Below are 13,841 nucleotides of genomic sequence, written 5' to 3' on the forward strand. Positions count from 1 at the left end.
GGGGGAAGTCAGGCGCTGGCGGCGGCCGCACCGTGCGGCACGCGGCTTGCCGCTTCCAGGATGAAATGCGCGGTCAGCTCGGCATTGGTCACGGGTAGCATGTGGCCGCCATCGACGAGCGTAAGCCGCGCACCCTTGACCTTGCCGGCCAGCGACTCGCCGTGTGTCTGCCAGTCGAGAATGCGGTCCTTGCGGCCGTAGAGGATGTCGACCGGCACCTTCAGCTCGGCGTATCGCTCGACGAGCGCGGGCAGCCGCGCGGGCACGGCCTGCAAATCCACCGAAGCCGCAATGAAGTGGCTGGGGCGCAGGGCGAGCAGGCCGCCCCCGCGGGTAGCAAAGTCATGCGGAACGGGCTCCGGGCCGAAAACCTGTTCGAGGACGGCTCGCCGGCCCGCAATGGAAGCGGGCACCGCCAGCGTCCATGCGAACAGCGTGCGTAGCCAGGGCGTGGCAATAGTCAGGGCCCGGAACGCGGCTGGCGGTTTGCCGCCCTCGGGCAAATGCGTGAGCGGTGCGACCAGCGCGAGGCCGGCGACATGCTGCGGATGCTCCAGCGCCAGCGCGAGCGCCACGGCGCCGCCCAGCGAATGACCGACGACGAAGGTGCGGCCGAGCTGCAGCTTGTCGATCAGCGCGGCGGTCGCCTTTGCCTGCGCGGACAGATCGGCCGGCATCGCACTGTCGCGCTCGGAGTAGCCGGAGCCGGGACGGTCTACCGTCACCACCCGGTAATGACGGGCGAGACGGCCGGCCACGCCGTAAGTGTAGTGACGCATCTGGCCGGCAAGCCCGTGGATCAGCAGCAGGGCGGGGCCGCTGCCCTGCTCGTGCACATGGAAGCGCACGCCGGACACCTCCACGAACCGCCCCTGCGGCGGCAGCGCCTCTTCGATGCGCCGCGCGGTCCAGCGGGTGAACAGTGCGAAGGCGATCAACACAGCGGCGAGGAAAACAGGCAGCGCGGCGGCGGCCATCTGGAGCGATGTCATTCCGGGATCCTTTTCTTCAACAGTGACCAGTAGCCCACGGGGGCGATGCGTTCGAGGAGCGAGGCGATTTTCGCATCCGCGCCGACCAGGACGCGCGCCTTGCGCCGTTCGATGCCACGCACGATGATCTCGCCCGCTTTCTCCGGCGGCATGCGCAACAGCTTGTCGGCCAGCGCCTTGCGGCGCTGCACTTCCTCATCGGGGACGCCTGCGGGCACGCGGGCGTTCTTTGCGATCGAGGTCGCCACGCCGCCGGGGTGGACCACCGTCACCCCCACGCAGGAACCGTCCAGCTCGTGCCGCAAGGCATTGGAAAACCCGCGCACCGCGAACTTGCTGGCCGAGTAGGCGGCCTGTCCCGCCGGCGAGATGAGGCCGTAGAGGCTCGACACGTTGACGATGCGCGAATCGTCGCCCGCATGCAGGTAAGGAAGGAAGGCGCGCGTCATGCGGACCACGCCATGGAAGTTGATCTCCATGAGCCAGTCGAAGTCCGATTCGCACACCTGCTCGAAGTTGCCGCCGAGTGCAACGCCGGCGTTGTTGACGAGAATGTCGACGCGCCCATGACCGGCATTCACTTCCGCCGGCAGCATGCGCACCTTGTCGCGGCTGGCCACGTCCAAGTCGTGGCAGGTCACGCGTACGCCATGCGCCTTGGCGTCGCGCGCAGTCTGCGCGAGGCCGGTGGCATTGATATCGGCGAGCGCGAGATGGCATCCGCGCCGCGCCAGCGCCATCGAGGTCGCACGGCCGATGCCGCTGCCCGCGCCCGTCACCACGGCCACCCGGCCCTTCAGGTTCATCGCACTCATGCGGCCGCCTTCGACGCCTTGGCGCGCACGGAGGAAAAGCGCAGGTTGGGATCGGCCACCGAACCTTTCCTGAGCAGTTTGGCATCCGCGGCATAACTCATCGACATCAGCCAGGGGAAATCCGCGCCTTGCTTGGGCAATTCATGCAGCGAGCGCTTGACGTAGCCGGCGCCGAAATCGAGCAGCGGGCGCCTGGGCATGTCGGGATCGCGCACTTCGGGGCAGCAGATGTCGTAGCGGTTCTGTTCCATGTGGTTGAGCAGGCGGCAGAAGTGTTCGCACAACAGGCCTATCTTCAGGGTCCACGACGAATTGGTATAGCCGATCGCAAACGCGAGGTTGGGCACGCCGCTCAGCATCATGCCCTTGAAGGCGACCGCATCCGACAGCTTCACGCTGCGCCCGTCGACCGTCAGGGGCACGCCGCCGAAGGGCTGCAGGTTGAGGCCGGTTGCAGTGACGATCAGGTCGGCGTCGAGATGTTCGCCCGATTCCAGCAGCACGCCGCGTTCGGTGAAGCGCTTGATGTGTCCGGTGGCCATCGACGCCGTGCCCGCGCGTATCGCCTTGAACAGGTCGCCGTCCGGCACCACGCACAGGCGCTGGTCCCAGGGGTTGTAGGGCGGATTGAAATGCACGTCCACCGGATAGCCCTCGGGCAGCTGGCGCGCGTTCAGCTTGCGGATGAGCCGGCGCGCGGACTCGGGGCGGCGCTGGCAATAAAGCCAGATCATGCGCTGCATGAAGATGTTCTTGCGGCGGGTGAGCGAGTAGGCGAGGCGCTTGCCGACGAGCTTGCGCAGCGCGTTGGCGATCGGGTCGCGCGACGGCAGCGCCAGGATATAGGTGGGCGTGCGTTGCAGCATCGTGACATGCGCGGCCTTGTCCGCCATCGCAGGCACGAGGGTGACGGCAGTGGCGCCGCTGCCGATCACCACCACGCGCTTGCCGCTGTAGTCCAGGCCTTCCGGCCAGTGCTGCGGGTGGACGATCTGCCCCTGGAAGCTTTCCTCGCCTTCGAAGCGTGGCCGGAAGCCCTGGTCGTAGCGGTAATAACCGGCGGCCGAGAAGATCCAGCGGCAGCGGACGGTGAGCCGCTCGCCGGTATCGGTGCGCTCGACTTCGACATACCAGCGCGCGTCCTCGCTGCGCCACGCGGCCGACACCACCTTGTGGTGAAAGCGGATCTTGCGGTCGATGCCGTTTTCACGGGCGGTTTCACGGAGGTAGTCGAGGATGGCATCGGCGCCGGCGATCGCCTTCTCGTTTTCCCAGGGCTTGAAGGCATAGCCGAAGGTATGCAGGTCGGAGTCGGAGCGGATGCCCGGATACCGGAACAGGTCCCAGGTGCCGCCGAGCGCTGCGCGCGCTTCCACGATGGCATAGCGCATGCCCGGACAGCGGTTCTGCAGGTAGTAGCCGGCGCCGATGCCCGAAATACCGGCGCCGACGATCAGCACGTCGAGATCGTTCACTGTCTTGTCTCCTCGTTTCTGGATATTCGTGTCATGATGCAATGCATCTGACAACATTTGTTGTCATCGCACGATATATGTGAGAACAACCGTTGTCAATGTTCGTCCTACAAGGAGAGGGCGTTTAGAGACTTTGCACTAGAGGGGCGTGCGGATGATTTCGAAGGGTTCAAGCGCTTTCTGTCTGCGGGCACCTTCCGTTCAATTCCTCACATTCCCTTTCCACGTCATTCCCGCGCAGGCGGGAATCCGGCGTCGCTCACTCGGAGAAAGCATGGATGCACTCGCACGACACTGGATTCCGGCCTTCGCCGGAATGACGTGGAAAGGGAACGGGGTGCGCCACCTGAGCAGCCCGCATGCGGGCGACGCCGCCTGACTCCCCCCTTCCCCCTCACCCCGTCATTCCGGCGAAAGCCGGAATCCAGCGTCGTCGTTCACTCGGAGAAAGCATGGATGCACTCGCACGACACTGCATTTCCGCCGTCGCGGGAATGACGGGGAATTCCTAACCCGTGCCCTAGCCCCTCGGATAAAATCAGTGCACACCTATAACGCCTCCGCACCATGATTGACCCGGTAGACACCAAGCAGCCCTCCGAGCGCCTGTACGCGGGGCAGGACCACGCCGAGCGCGTGGCCCTGCGCAGGCAGCGCCTGATCGAGGCCGGCATCGAACAGTTCGGCACCCTGGGTTACCACGCGACAACGATGCGCACGCTGACTGCGGCATCGGGCCTGACCAACCGCTATTTCTATGAATCCTTCGAGTCGCTGGAAGACTTGCTGGTTGCCTGTTACAGCCACCTGATGGACAGCTACCGCGAGCGGCTGGAGGAGATACTCGATACGGCCCCGCCCGAACTCGAATCCAAACTGGAGCGCGGCCTGCGCGCCTTCTTCGAGGAAATGCGCAATCCGCAGTTCGCGCGCATCACGCAGGTCGAGGTATTGGGCGTGAGCCCGAAGGTGGATGCGCTCTACGGGCGCTACATGCGCGAGTTCGGACTGCTTACCCTCCGCGCGATGACCACGGAGGAAGGCATGCGCAGCCTGGGCAAGCGGGATGCCGACATCCTCGCCGTCACGCTGGCCGGCGCCCTGTCGGCGGCGGCAGCGTACTGGATGCGCACCCAATACCGCGACCCGATCGGCAGGATGATCGCGAATACCGCGAAGGTATTGATGGGAACGGCGCTGCAGCTCAAGAGCCAGGAATCGTAGGGCGGGTAGAGCGCAGCGAAACCCGCCAGGCGCTAGCCCACTTCACCCCGCGCGGCGTTAAGACGATTCCCAATTTGATAATAATTCTTTTCCTCTCCAAGCCCCGCCTCTAGCATTCCCGTTCGCGCCAAGACCAGCCCCACGCGCATCTCCTCGCAGTTCCCACCTTGATCCACGCTCTTCACGGAAGGTCGCAGCATGACGGGCATCGTTTCTTCTCTTTACAGCGCCATTTCTTCTTGCTGGAACACTGCGACGGTGAACGACAAGGATGAGCTCACCTTCGACTCACCCGGCAGGCGGGACGCCGCCCATGGCGACAAGGGAGAACGGTGCGTCTCGGCCGCTGATTGTGCAGCGGCACAAGACGAGGGCAGGGCAGACATTCCGGAACACGTCGCCGAAAAGGACAGAGGGATGTGGCGGTCGGCCATGCACAAGATATTTTCCGAGACCGGTGCCGGGACACTGAATCTGCAGGCCTACAGGGAAGGTATCAGGGAACTCCACCCGGACACGAGAAAGCTTCTCAGGGAGCGCGTCAAAGAGCTGATGGCCGAGAGATCCGCGCTGAATACGTTCAGGGCACGCGAATTGTTATGGGAGATCGAAAAGGTCGATATAGAGATGGTGGAGGCGACGGAGATACAAGAAAATCGGCGCGCCATCGAAGTGAAAAGAAACGCTTTTTACGCCGAGACATACCCGTACGACATCAGGCCCGTTGCCGACACACCCGCTGCGTCAAAGAGCACGGCACTGCCTGTGCGCGACCGTACTGCCTGCATGACCAATCCTAGAGCGCCATTGGCGCAGCCTAAGGGCGACGAACCTGGCGCAGAGCCGACCGAATTCTTCAATCCCCCCGCCCTCGAGGAACCCACCCAGCACGCCGCCATCGCGACGCCCAGCTTTACCGGATTCGACGAATTAACGGCACAAAATCTGGAATGGCGGATAAACGCCGATGACATGTTCCGCAGGACCGCCGTAAAGCGCTTTTACATCCTGACCCGGTTGCTCGCCCATGGAATGGCCCATATGAATGCCAATACCCTCCTGGGGCTAAAAACGGAGAGGAACTATCAAATACTTTCGGACGCGGCGGCGTGGTACAGCAAGAGCGGCAACAAGACACTTGAACAAGCATTGGACCTCAACATGCTTCTGATCAGCCAGCTATGCGCGCCCCTTAGCAGGATCGAGCAGTACCTTGCGGCCACAGACGGCGGAAAGAACATCGACACCAACCAACTTCTGATCAGCCCGGACCGGGAAGTCGAACAAGACGAAATCGAGGGCACAACAGGCCATTGGAACAAGATCTTCGACGGCAGGCCGGCGATGGAGAGCGCTCTTGCGATGCACTGCGACCTGAGGAACCCTGCAGCGGTGGCCAATGTGAAGAACAAATTTCGTGAATTTCTCGCGATGGCAGCGGCGTCGGGCGAGGGCAAGCTGACGCTGGCAATTCTGAATTTGCCCAACCATTGGATGGGCCTCCTGGCAACCGTTATTGATGGAAAACCGGCGTTTTATATCTGCGACACGAACGGATCGAATCACGACGACGTAATGCAAGCCATTGGCAACTCTTACATCAATACACTTCGGTTATTTTCGAACGGCAACATCAACCACGCCAATACGACATATTGCGGATATTCGATGCAAGTGCATGCGCGGAACGCGTGCGGTCCATTGGCCTGCTGGATGATCGAAGAGGCGATCGAGCGGTCCAAGACGTCGAAAAGGCCTATCGATGACCTGTTGGGGGAATGCCATCAAGCCTGGCTAAACGACATCGCAGGTCGAGAATGGGAAGAGGCGTTTATCCGCCTCTTGCGCGCACGAATGCTCGCGCGCATGGGCCAATAGAGCGCGACGAATTAAGAAAGGGATGGCCGCGCATAGGCGGCCATTTTTGGTTTACAAGGGGAATATTAATGAACAATCTGAAAGCGGCGCGGCCGCTGACCATCAATGAAGCCGTCCCGAAAACGGAGGGACGGGTTGCAAAGGAAGAGAAGCTTATAGCGGCACTCAATGGAGGCCGAAAGAATTTTTCCGATATGAATTTGAGCGGCTTGCGTTTCAAGCGGCTCGATCTGAGCGGATGCAACTTCAGCGGAGCCAATCTGCAAGGATGGCAGGTCGACCACCTGACGCTCGATGATGCCGATTTTTCTGGCGCAGATTTGAGCGGTGCCAGCCTGAAGGACGTTAGCGCGACCGGTGCCATGCTGGATGGTGCGAAATTCGCAGATGCCACCATCAGCGTTGCGTTTTATTCGTGTAGCTTGTCGAAGGCCGACTTTAGCAGGGCCATCATCAATTGCAGCCGATTCGAAGACTGCAACCTCGAAAATGCGGACTTGCAGGGCGTCGCCATGCACTACGCCCACTTCGTTCGCGTCAATTTCAATCGGATGCAAGCGCAGAACCCGGGGAATTTGCGGAAGTGCGAATTCCGGGATGTTTCATGGACATCCTCCGCACCCAAACTGACCTTATGGAATACATCATTCAAGCAAGTCGACTTCAGCCACACTGATTTCTGGGATTCTCAGTTCGTGCAGTGCCGTTTCATCGGCCCGATCGAATTTGAGAACTGCAAGAGATTCAGTTGGGGTGCGGATTGCAAGTTCGAGAATGTCAGTCTCCTGCCCTTGAGAGATCTCCTAGGGACCTTGTGGGAAGGGTCCCAGTTCAACGAAGTCGTCCGTGATTTTTTGAGAAGCTCAAGCCTGAGGCAAGACATTATTCACTGGGAACGCGTTGAAAACTCCGACCCGGTCTTGTCGCTCGATCTTGAAACCTACAAGTCAGCTATCACCGAATTCGACTCGGTCGAGCGAAAGCACCTCAGGGAGAAGGTGACCTCCATTCTGGCTAAGAGGCCGGATCTGGCTACGCCCGATGCACTCAACCTATTCGAGGAAATCAAAAAGCTCGACGACGAATTGCCGGCACGGGAGCCGACAGTAGGAAAATACGCCTATCCGGGTAGTGAAATCATCTACACGTCGTCGAGGGAGCGCCACAAGAACGCTTTTCTCAAGCAGGAGAAAGTGATGGACTTGAGCGTGGATTCCATCAGCACCTCGTCGGGAAGCAGATCGCGCAATGGCAGCGACGCATCCTCAGGCTCCGAAAAGGAGGCCAATTCTTTTCAACTGTTTGGCTAGGCCGTAGGGTGTTGCAATCGTAGGCTGGGATGCAATCCCAGCATCGGTCGCCCGATGTGACGATAGCTGGGATTGCATCCCAGCCTACACATCTGTTTCGCGCACGGGGCATAGAACGCATCGAATCACGAGGTGCGGGCCGCTCATAGGCAGCCATTTTTGGTCTACAAGGAAATGAACATGATGAATCTGAATGCGGCACGACTGCACTCCATCAATCAAGCCGACCCGATAACGGATGAACGGGCTGCAAAGGAAAATGAGCTTATAACGGCGCTCAAAGAAGGCCGCAAGGATTTTTCCGATATGAATTTGAGCGGTTTGTGTTTCAAGAGGCTCGATCTGAGTGGCTGCAACTTCAGCGGGGCCAATCTGCAAGGATGGCAGGTTGACTACCTGACGCTCAATGGTGCCAATTTTTCCGGTACAGACTGGAGCCGCGCTCGCCTGACCGAGGTTGGAGCGACCCGCGCCGTCATGGACGGGGCCAAATTTTCCGACGCTTTCATCGAGGGCGAATTCTACTCGTGTAGTTTTTCGGACGTTGACTTAAGCAGGGCGAGGATTTCCAACAGCCGATTCAGAGACTGCAACTTCGAGAAGGCGGGATTGCACGGGATCGAAATGGAGGACACCTCTTTTGAACGCGTCAATTTCAATCGAATAGAAGCGCAGAGGGCAGGCAATTTGCGGAAGTGCAGATTCTGGGATGTTTCGTGGACATCCTCCGCACCCAGCCTGAATTTATCGAGTACAACGTTCTCGGGCGTTGACTTCAGCCACTCCGATTTCTGGGATTCCGACTTCGTGAAGTGCAAGTTCTTCGACTCGACCGAGTTCGAGAACTGCAGTGGGTTCATCAGGGTTACGGCGTGCATGTTCGAGAATGTCAATCTCCTGCCTTTAAGGCACCAACCACAGTCCTTGTGGGAAGGGGGCGAGTTCAGAAGTGTCGTGAATGAGTTTCGGAAAAGCTCATTCCTGTGGCGCAAGATAATTTGCTGGAGCCGAGTCTACAAATCCGATCCGGCCTTGTCGCTCGATCTTGAAACCTACAAGGAAAGTATCCAAGCATTTGACTCGGTGGAGCGAAAGTACCTCAGGGAGAAGGTGACCGCAATTCTGGCGCAGAGGTCTGACCTGGCTACACCCGAGGCGCTCGAGTTATTCGAGGAAATCAAAAAGCTCGACGACGAATTGCCGGCAAGGGAGCCGGCAGTAGGAAAATACGCTTATCCGGATAGTGAAAGCATCTACACGTCGAGGACCCGCTACATCAACGCATTTCTCAAGCAGGAGAAAGTCGTTGACCTGAGCGTGCTTTCCACCAGCACCTCGGCGAGGAAACGATCGGGCAATGCCAGCGATTCCTCTTCGCGCCCGGATAAGGACACCAATTCCTTTAAGCCAGGCTAGGACGTAGGCTGGGATGCAATCCCAGCTTCGGTCAACCGATGTAACGATAGCTGGGATTGCGTCCCAGCCTGCACAATCCCCTCGTCCTCTACTCGCAGGGGCCGACCACTTGCGGATTACCGTCAAGAACATCACCAAGATCCGGAAACTGCTCGACAAGCCGTAGTGACGGCAATGTCGGATTTCTTCAATACCGCGCCGCCGTCCTTCCCTACGATGGCATCCCATTGCCACCTGTCCTGAAGGAGACCGCCATGCAGCATTCCAACCATTCATCCGACGTCGCCACCTCGCCCCTGGGCATTGCCTGGATCAGGATCGCGATTGCCTACCTCATCGCCGGGGTTGCCCTCGGCATCGTCATGGGCGCCACGCATCAGTTCACGATGCGGCCGGTGCACGCCCACCTCAACCTCGTCGGATGGGCGACCGGCGCGATCGCCGGGCTGATCTACCTGTTCTTTCCGCTGGCAGCGCAAAGCCGGCTCGGCAAGGCGCACTTCGTGCTGCACAACGCGGGCGTGCCAGTGATGATGGGGGCGCTGGCCCTGATGCTGGCGGGTAACACCGCCGTCCTGCCGGTGCTGATCGCCGGCGAGCTGGCGACGGCAGCGGGGGTGCTGGTGTTCGCGGCGAACCTGTTCGTCAACATCCGCGTACGGCGTGAAGGCCCGCCTCACGCGGCGCCCGCTCCCCGTGCTGTGCACGCGCACGGCGTGTAAGCATCTTTCGTTCAGGCAGCGCCGGGGTAATCGCGCAGGTCTGCCACGGGCGCTTCGCCGAAGCGGTCGCTCAGCAGGTAGCCGACCAGCCGGTGCGCGCTGTCGGCCGGACTGGCGAGGCTGCCTTCGCGCTTCATGGCTTCGAAGCGTTCACGCAGCGGGAAATTCTCCAGTGGCGTCTGCCGGATCTGTGTCTGCATGTCGGTGTCGATGACGCCGGGGGCGAGGCTGCAGATGCGCACGCCGGGCAGCTTGTCGAGCGCGACTGCGCGTGCATGATGGTCGAGTGCCGCCTTGGTGGCGCAGTAGATGCTCCAGCCGGGATAGGCATTGCGGCCCGCGCCGCTCGATATGTGCAGGATGCGCCGCTCGCGCGCATCCGGGCTTGCCGCGGTGATCGCTCGCGACAGCACCAAAGGCGCAGTGACATTGATGGCGACCGCCTGCGCAATCGATACGACGTCTTGCGCCGTGAGCGGGCCGACGGGCTGCACGATGCCGGCGTTGTTAATGAGCAGGACCGAGGGGCTGCCGGCGAGAAAGCCGGTGAGCGTGTCCCCGGCCAGCCAGTCCTCCAGGGAACCTGTATCGCCGAGGTCCAGCTCGACCTGTTCCAATCCCACGGTAAAGCGCCGTGCAAGATCGGCGTTCTTGCGGCGGGCGAGGCCGAGCACGGGAATGTGCCGCGCCAGCAGTTCGGCCGCGATGGCGGCGCCGAGGCCGCGGGTGTGTCCGGTGAGAATCGCTTTCATGATGATGCGCGGTAGGTAACGGGGTCTGCCGCTCCTTGCGGAAGCGGGGGTGTCATTCCATTATGCCCTAGCGTCCGGCACGCTCGCGTTCGCGCGCCTCAAGGAAACGCAGCAGGCGCATGGTCAGGCTCTCGCGCCCTGCGTTCTGCGGCCATACGGCGTATACGCCCAGCGACTCCACTTCCCACGCCGGCAGCAGCTCGACCAGCCGGCCGGCGCGAATCTCGTCTTCCGCCAGAAAGGCCGGCGGGGTTGCCAGCCCCAGTCCGGCCGCTGCGAGGCGGCACGCCGCCTCGATGCTGTCGACCGTGACCCGTGCGGTGAAGCGGATGCGCTCGGTCGTGCCATTCCTGCCCACGAGCGTCTTACTGTCCGGGCGCATGCTCAGGCCGATCCATTCCCAGGTGTCGAGATCGGACGGCTTGCGCGGTTTCTTGTGCGCAGCGAGGTAGGCCGGCGCGGCGACGAGCTTGCGTTTCAGCAGCGACAGCCTTTTCGACTTCAGCGCGCTGTCCTTCAATGTGCCCACGCGGATGGCGAGGTCGATGCCGTCGCGGATCAGATCGCGCTTTTCGTCGCTGAAGTTGACCGCGAGCGCCACCTTGGGATGGGCCAGGGCAAAGGCGGCGAGATCGTCCACCAGCGGGCTCCTGGCAAAGAAGCCGGGCACGGTGATGGCCAGGCTTCCCGCCGGTTCGGAGGAGCGGCCGGCAATGGCATTGAAGCCGCGCTCGGCGGCCTGCAGCGCGCCCTGCGCGGCATCGAACAGGCGCCGGCCGTCATCGGTGAGCGACAGCCGCCGCGTGGAGCGGTACAGCAGCGCCACGCCCAGGCGCGACTCGAGTTGCGAGACGTGGTGGCTGACCACCGAGGGAGACAGGCCGAGCATGCGCGCGGCGGCGCGGAAGGAGCCTGTCTCGACAGTCCTGGCAAAGACGGCCAGGGCGCGCAGCTCATCGATCATTCTGTGATTTTTCCGAACAGTGAAATGCAACCGGCCTATCTTATCGCGCAATCGCCGCCTGCCTATGATTTCCACCACCAACCCTTGACCAGAAAGGACAGGAAATCATGTTATGGAGCTTTGTCATCGCCACATGCGTCGTCACTCTCATGCCCGGGCCGTCGATGGTGGCCGTCGTGATGAATTCGATCCAGCGCAGCCTCGCGCAGGGTGTGCAGACGGCGCTCGGCGTCGTCGCCGCGGACGCCATCCTGCTCGCGCTCACGCTGTCGGGCATCGGCACGCTGCTGTACACATCTTCTCTCGCCTTCAGCGTGCTCAAGTGGGGCGGGGTGGCCTATCTCGTGTATTGCGGCATCCGGCAGTTGCGCAGCAAGGTCGACGAGGCGGATAGCCAGGCGCAGGCGAAGGGTAATGCCTTCCTGCAGGGCTTCGGCATCACGATGCTGAATCCGAAGATCATCGGCTTTCTCGTCGCATTCTTCCCGCAGTTCCTGAGCCGCGAGGAAAGCATCGTCCGCCAGCTGACCGTGCTCGGCCCGGTGTTCCTGGCGGTGGTGTTCGCGACCCTGCTGTTCTATGCGCTGACGGCAAGCGCGGTGCGCGGCGTGCTGCAGACGCGCCGGGGGCGGGTTGTGCTGAAGAATGTATCGGGCGGCGCGCTGGTGGGATGCGGCGTGCTGGCGGCGGGGATGAGCAATTCGTGATTACTTCTCGCGCCGGTCCTGCTGCCGGCGCTCGACCATGTCCCAGCCGATCTCGCGCCGGATCTGTTCGGGATCGTGCAGCGGCGAGCGGGCGTTCTGGCGCCGTTCGATTTGGCGGCGTTCCATGTACTCGCGGACTTTTTCCTTGGCTTGTTTGGGCTGTTCCATCACACGATCAGGTTACGAAGCGATGGCGGCCCGGGCTTGATGCGGCACAAACACGGGGGAGTTAGCGATTGGCCGCACCGGTGTCATGGCGGCATCTCTCCGGGTGGAACCCGGCGGTCCAGGCGGGTCAAAGCAGGGTGTAGCCGATTCTGTTCATCCCCATGCAGCGATTCCTCATCATTGCCGGTATTGTCCTGCTCATTGCCGGTCTCGCCTGGCCGTGGATTTCCCGGCTGCCGCTGGGGCGGCTGCCGGGCGACATCCATATCGTGCGCGAGGGCTTCAGTTTCCACTTCCCGGTCGTCACGAGCATCGTCGTGTCGCTCGTGATCTCGTTCCTGGTGTGGTTCTTCCGGCGCTAGCGCTGGTTCAGGCTTCCCCCGGCACCGGCACTTCGGCGGGCGACGTATCCGGCACCACTTCCGGTCCGGACGGCGCGCCCGGGTCGAAGGTATCCGGCGGCAAGGAAGGAATCTCCGGCTCCGGTCTGAAGCCCGGCTGGATCTCGGGGATCGAGGGCGGCATTGCCGGCACTTCCGGCGGCGCGTGCGGCGGATTCTGGTCGGGCGGTATGTGGTTCATGGCGCTCACCTACATCGGCAGCCGGTCCTGGAGCGCGCCCATGCCACGCTCCTGCCCGGTGAAATTGCCCGCCTCCAGCCCTTCGGCCATCTGCCGGCAGCTCTCCATGCACGCGCGGCAGGCCTGCACGCACTCGTCCATTTCGCCGATCTGTTCGCAGCTTTGCGCGCATGCATGGCATACCTCGGCGCAGGCGGCGCACACCGGCGCGTGCAGAGGCGAACTGCCGAGCATGAACTCGGCGGAAGTGCGGCAGATTTCCGCGCAGTGCATCATCAGGCGGAAGTGTTCCGGTTCGGTGTGCCGCCCGCCTGCCTCCAGGCAATGGTTCATCGCCGTCTGCAGGCAGGTGCGGTAACAATGCAGGCAGTCGTCGATGCAGTGCTGCATCGCGGATGAGGTCATTGTTTGCATGATTTACTCCTTGGTCGGAAAAATTCACGTGCTGCGCCGCTGCACAAAGGGTGAAGCGGTGAAAGGGGGAACAGGATGCAACATCCGTTCCAAAACAGTGGCCTCAGTGCGGGTCGATCGACGCCGGCCGCCATTCCCTGATTTCGTCGAAGCGGCAGCGCTCGGGGGGTTCGGTGCCGGGGTAGAAGAAGCTCCAGTTCTCGCGGCTCCACCATACTTCGCGCTGAGAGCCGTCCTGCAGCACGGCAATGCATTTTTCTTTGTCGTACAGATGGGACAGGGCGCTGTCTGCTCTCATGGTCCGGCCTCGCAATTCAAGATTGACGCAACTTGTGCCCCGCCTTGTGTTCTCAAGCATAAACAGAGACGGAGGTTCATCATGGCAAGAATCCAGCAATCGATCGATATCGGCATGCCGGTAC

16 protein-coding genes are annotated in these 13,841 nt (G+C 61.7%); 7 read left to right on the forward strand and 9 right to left on the reverse strand.

Annotated features, from left to right (window positions below; all coding sequences use genetic code 11):
- Window positions 1-8 precede the first annotated feature (8 nt).
- The 3 genes from VFF99_RS08360 to VFF99_RS08370 are packed head-to-tail and all read right to left on the reverse strand — an operon-like array spanning window position 9 to window position 3,282.
- Window positions 9-992 carry an alpha/beta fold hydrolase gene (locus VFF99_RS08360; protein WP_325016810.1) on the reverse strand — a complete coding sequence of 328 codons (984 nt, stop codon included), beginning with the start codon at window positions 990-992 and terminating at the stop codon, window positions 9-11.
- Window positions 989-1,807 (reverse strand): SDR family NAD(P)-dependent oxidoreductase, encoded by an 819-nt coding sequence (locus VFF99_RS08365; protein WP_325016812.1) that lies wholly within the window; start codon window positions 1,805-1,807, stop codon window positions 989-991. The genes VFF99_RS08360 and VFF99_RS08365 overlap by 4 nt, the downstream gene beginning before the upstream one ends.
- Window positions 1,804-3,282: an NAD(P)/FAD-dependent oxidoreductase gene (locus VFF99_RS08370; protein WP_325016814.1), complete on the reverse strand. Its 1,479-nt coding sequence runs from the start codon at window positions 3,280-3,282 to the stop codon at window positions 1,804-1,806. The genes VFF99_RS08365 and VFF99_RS08370 overlap by 4 nt, the downstream gene beginning before the upstream one ends.
- 567 nt (window positions 3,283-3,849) lie before the next feature.
- Here VFF99_RS08370 and VFF99_RS08375 point away from each other — a divergent pair.
- From VFF99_RS08375 to VFF99_RS08395, 5 genes are all read left to right on the forward strand, one after another.
- Window positions 3,850-4,506 (forward strand): TetR/AcrR family transcriptional regulator, encoded by a 657-nt coding sequence (locus VFF99_RS08375; protein WP_325016816.1) that lies wholly within the window; start codon window positions 3,850-3,852, stop codon window positions 4,504-4,506.
- A 198-nt stretch (window positions 4,507-4,704) separates the two neighbouring features.
- A complete protein-coding gene (locus VFF99_RS08380; RefSeq protein WP_325016818.1) occupies window positions 4,705-6,384 on the forward strand; it encodes a hypothetical protein in 1,680 nt (559 codons plus the stop codon).
- A gap of 68 nt (window positions 6,385-6,452) precedes the next feature.
- The gene (locus VFF99_RS08385; protein ID WP_325016820.1) at window positions 6,453-7,694 is read left to right on the forward strand and encodes a pentapeptide repeat-containing protein; all 1,242 of its coding nucleotides are present in this window, start codon (window positions 6,453-6,455) and stop codon (window positions 7,692-7,694) included.
- Window positions 7,695-7,874: 180 nt separating this feature from the next.
- Window positions 7,875-9,110: a pentapeptide repeat-containing protein gene (locus VFF99_RS08390; RefSeq protein WP_325016822.1), complete on the forward strand. Its 1,236-nt coding sequence runs from the start codon at window positions 7,875-7,877 to the stop codon at window positions 9,108-9,110.
- 254 nt (window positions 9,111-9,364) lie between these two features.
- Window positions 9,365-9,832 (forward strand): hypothetical protein, encoded by a 468-nt coding sequence (locus VFF99_RS08395; protein ID WP_325016824.1) that lies wholly within the window; start codon window positions 9,365-9,367, stop codon window positions 9,830-9,832.
- 11 nt (window positions 9,833-9,843) lie between these two features.
- Here the strand turns inward: VFF99_RS08395 and VFF99_RS08400 are convergent, their stop codons facing one another.
- Window positions 9,844-10,584 carry an SDR family oxidoreductase gene (locus VFF99_RS08400; RefSeq protein ID WP_325016826.1) on the reverse strand — a complete coding sequence of 247 codons (741 nt, stop codon included), beginning with the start codon at window positions 10,582-10,584 and terminating at the stop codon, window positions 9,844-9,846.
- Window positions 10,585-10,651: 67 nt separating this feature from the next.
- Window positions 10,652-11,548: a LysR family transcriptional regulator gene (locus tag VFF99_RS08405; protein WP_325016828.1), complete on the reverse strand. Its 897-nt coding sequence runs from the start codon at window positions 11,546-11,548 to the stop codon at window positions 10,652-10,654.
- Between the two features lie 107 nt (window positions 11,549-11,655).
- Here VFF99_RS08405 and VFF99_RS08410 point away from each other — a divergent pair, with 107 nt between their 5' ends.
- Window positions 11,656-12,255, forward strand: a complete 600-nt coding sequence (locus VFF99_RS08410) for a LysE family translocator (RefSeq protein ID WP_325016830.1) — start codon at window positions 11,656-11,658, stop codon at window positions 12,253-12,255.
- On the opposite strand, the gene VFF99_RS08415 is transcribed toward VFF99_RS08410, so the two are convergent.
- Window positions 12,256-12,381, reverse strand: a complete 126-nt coding sequence (locus VFF99_RS08415) for a hypothetical protein (protein ID WP_325016832.1) — start codon at window positions 12,379-12,381, stop codon at window positions 12,256-12,258.
- A 203-nt stretch (window positions 12,382-12,584) separates the two neighbouring features.
- Here VFF99_RS08415 and VFF99_RS08420 point away from each other — a divergent pair, with 203 nt between their 5' ends.
- A complete protein-coding gene (locus tag VFF99_RS08420; RefSeq protein ID WP_325016834.1) occupies window positions 12,585-12,785 on the forward strand; it encodes a DUF2905 domain-containing protein in 201 nt (66 codons plus the stop codon).
- A gap of 7 nt (window positions 12,786-12,792) precedes the next feature.
- On the opposite strand, the gene VFF99_RS08425 is transcribed toward VFF99_RS08420, so the two are convergent.
- The 3 genes from VFF99_RS08425 to VFF99_RS08435 all read right to left on the reverse strand — a co-directional run.
- The gene (locus VFF99_RS08425; RefSeq protein ID WP_325016836.1) at window positions 12,793-13,005 is read right to left on the reverse strand and encodes a hypothetical protein; all 213 of its coding nucleotides are present in this window, start codon (window positions 13,003-13,005) and stop codon (window positions 12,793-12,795) included.
- 9 nt (window positions 13,006-13,014) lie between these two features.
- Window positions 13,015-13,419 carry a four-helix bundle copper-binding protein gene (locus tag VFF99_RS08430; protein WP_325016838.1) on the reverse strand — a complete coding sequence of 135 codons (405 nt, stop codon included), beginning with the start codon at window positions 13,417-13,419 and terminating at the stop codon, window positions 13,015-13,017.
- Between the two features lie 103 nt (window positions 13,420-13,522).
- Window positions 13,523-13,841 (reverse strand): hypothetical protein (locus VFF99_RS08435; protein ID WP_325016840.1); only part of this gene is annotated, 319 nt, incomplete at its 5' end.

Origin of the sequence: Noviherbaspirillum sp. (assembly GCF_035654295.1) — a bacterium.
Lineage (GTDB): Bacteria > Pseudomonadota > Gammaproteobacteria > Burkholderiales > Burkholderiaceae_D > Noviherbaspirillum.

Coding starts and splice junctions, on each gene's coding strand:
- VFF99_RS08360 (WP_325016810.1), bottom strand. CDS start 992: ATGACATCGCTCCAGATGGCCGCCGCCGCGCTGCCTGTTTTCCTCGCC.
- VFF99_RS08365 (WP_325016812.1), bottom strand. CDS start 1,807: ATGAGTGCGATGAACCTGAAGGGCCGGGTGGCCGTGGTGACGGGCGCG.
- VFF99_RS08375 (WP_325016816.1), top strand. CDS start 3,850: ATGATTGACCCGGTAGACACCAAGCAGCCCTCCGAGCGCCTGTACGCG.
- VFF99_RS08380 (WP_325016818.1), top strand. CDS start 4,705: ATGACGGGCATCGTTTCTTCTCTTTACAGCGCCATTTCTTCTTGCTGG.
- VFF99_RS08385 (WP_325016820.1), top strand. CDS start 6,453: ATGAACAATCTGAAAGCGGCGCGGCCGCTGACCATCAATGAAGCCGTC.
- VFF99_RS08390 (WP_325016822.1), top strand. CDS start 7,875: ATGATGAATCTGAATGCGGCACGACTGCACTCCATCAATCAAGCCGAC.
- VFF99_RS08395 (WP_325016824.1), top strand. CDS start 9,365: ATGCAGCATTCCAACCATTCATCCGACGTCGCCACCTCGCCCCTGGGC.
- VFF99_RS08400 (WP_325016826.1), bottom strand. CDS start 10,584: ATGAAAGCGATTCTCACCGGACACACCCGCGGCCTCGGCGCCGCCATC.
- VFF99_RS08405 (WP_325016828.1), bottom strand. CDS start 11,548: ATGATCGATGAGCTGCGCGCCCTGGCCGTCTTTGCCAGGACTGTCGAG.
- VFF99_RS08410 (WP_325016830.1), top strand. CDS start 11,656: ATGTTATGGAGCTTTGTCATCGCCACATGCGTCGTCACTCTCATGCCC.
- VFF99_RS08415 (WP_325016832.1), bottom strand. CDS start 12,381: ATGGAACGCCGCCAAATCGAACGGCGCCAGAACGCCCGCTCGCCGCTG.
- VFF99_RS08420 (WP_325016834.1), top strand. CDS start 12,585: ATGCAGCGATTCCTCATCATTGCCGGTATTGTCCTGCTCATTGCCGGT.
- VFF99_RS08425 (WP_325016836.1), bottom strand. CDS start 13,005: ATGAACCACATACCGCCCGACCAGAATCCGCCGCACGCGCCGCCGGAA.
- VFF99_RS08430 (WP_325016838.1), bottom strand. CDS start 13,419: ATGCAAACAATGACCTCATCCGCGATGCAGCACTGCATCGACGACTGC.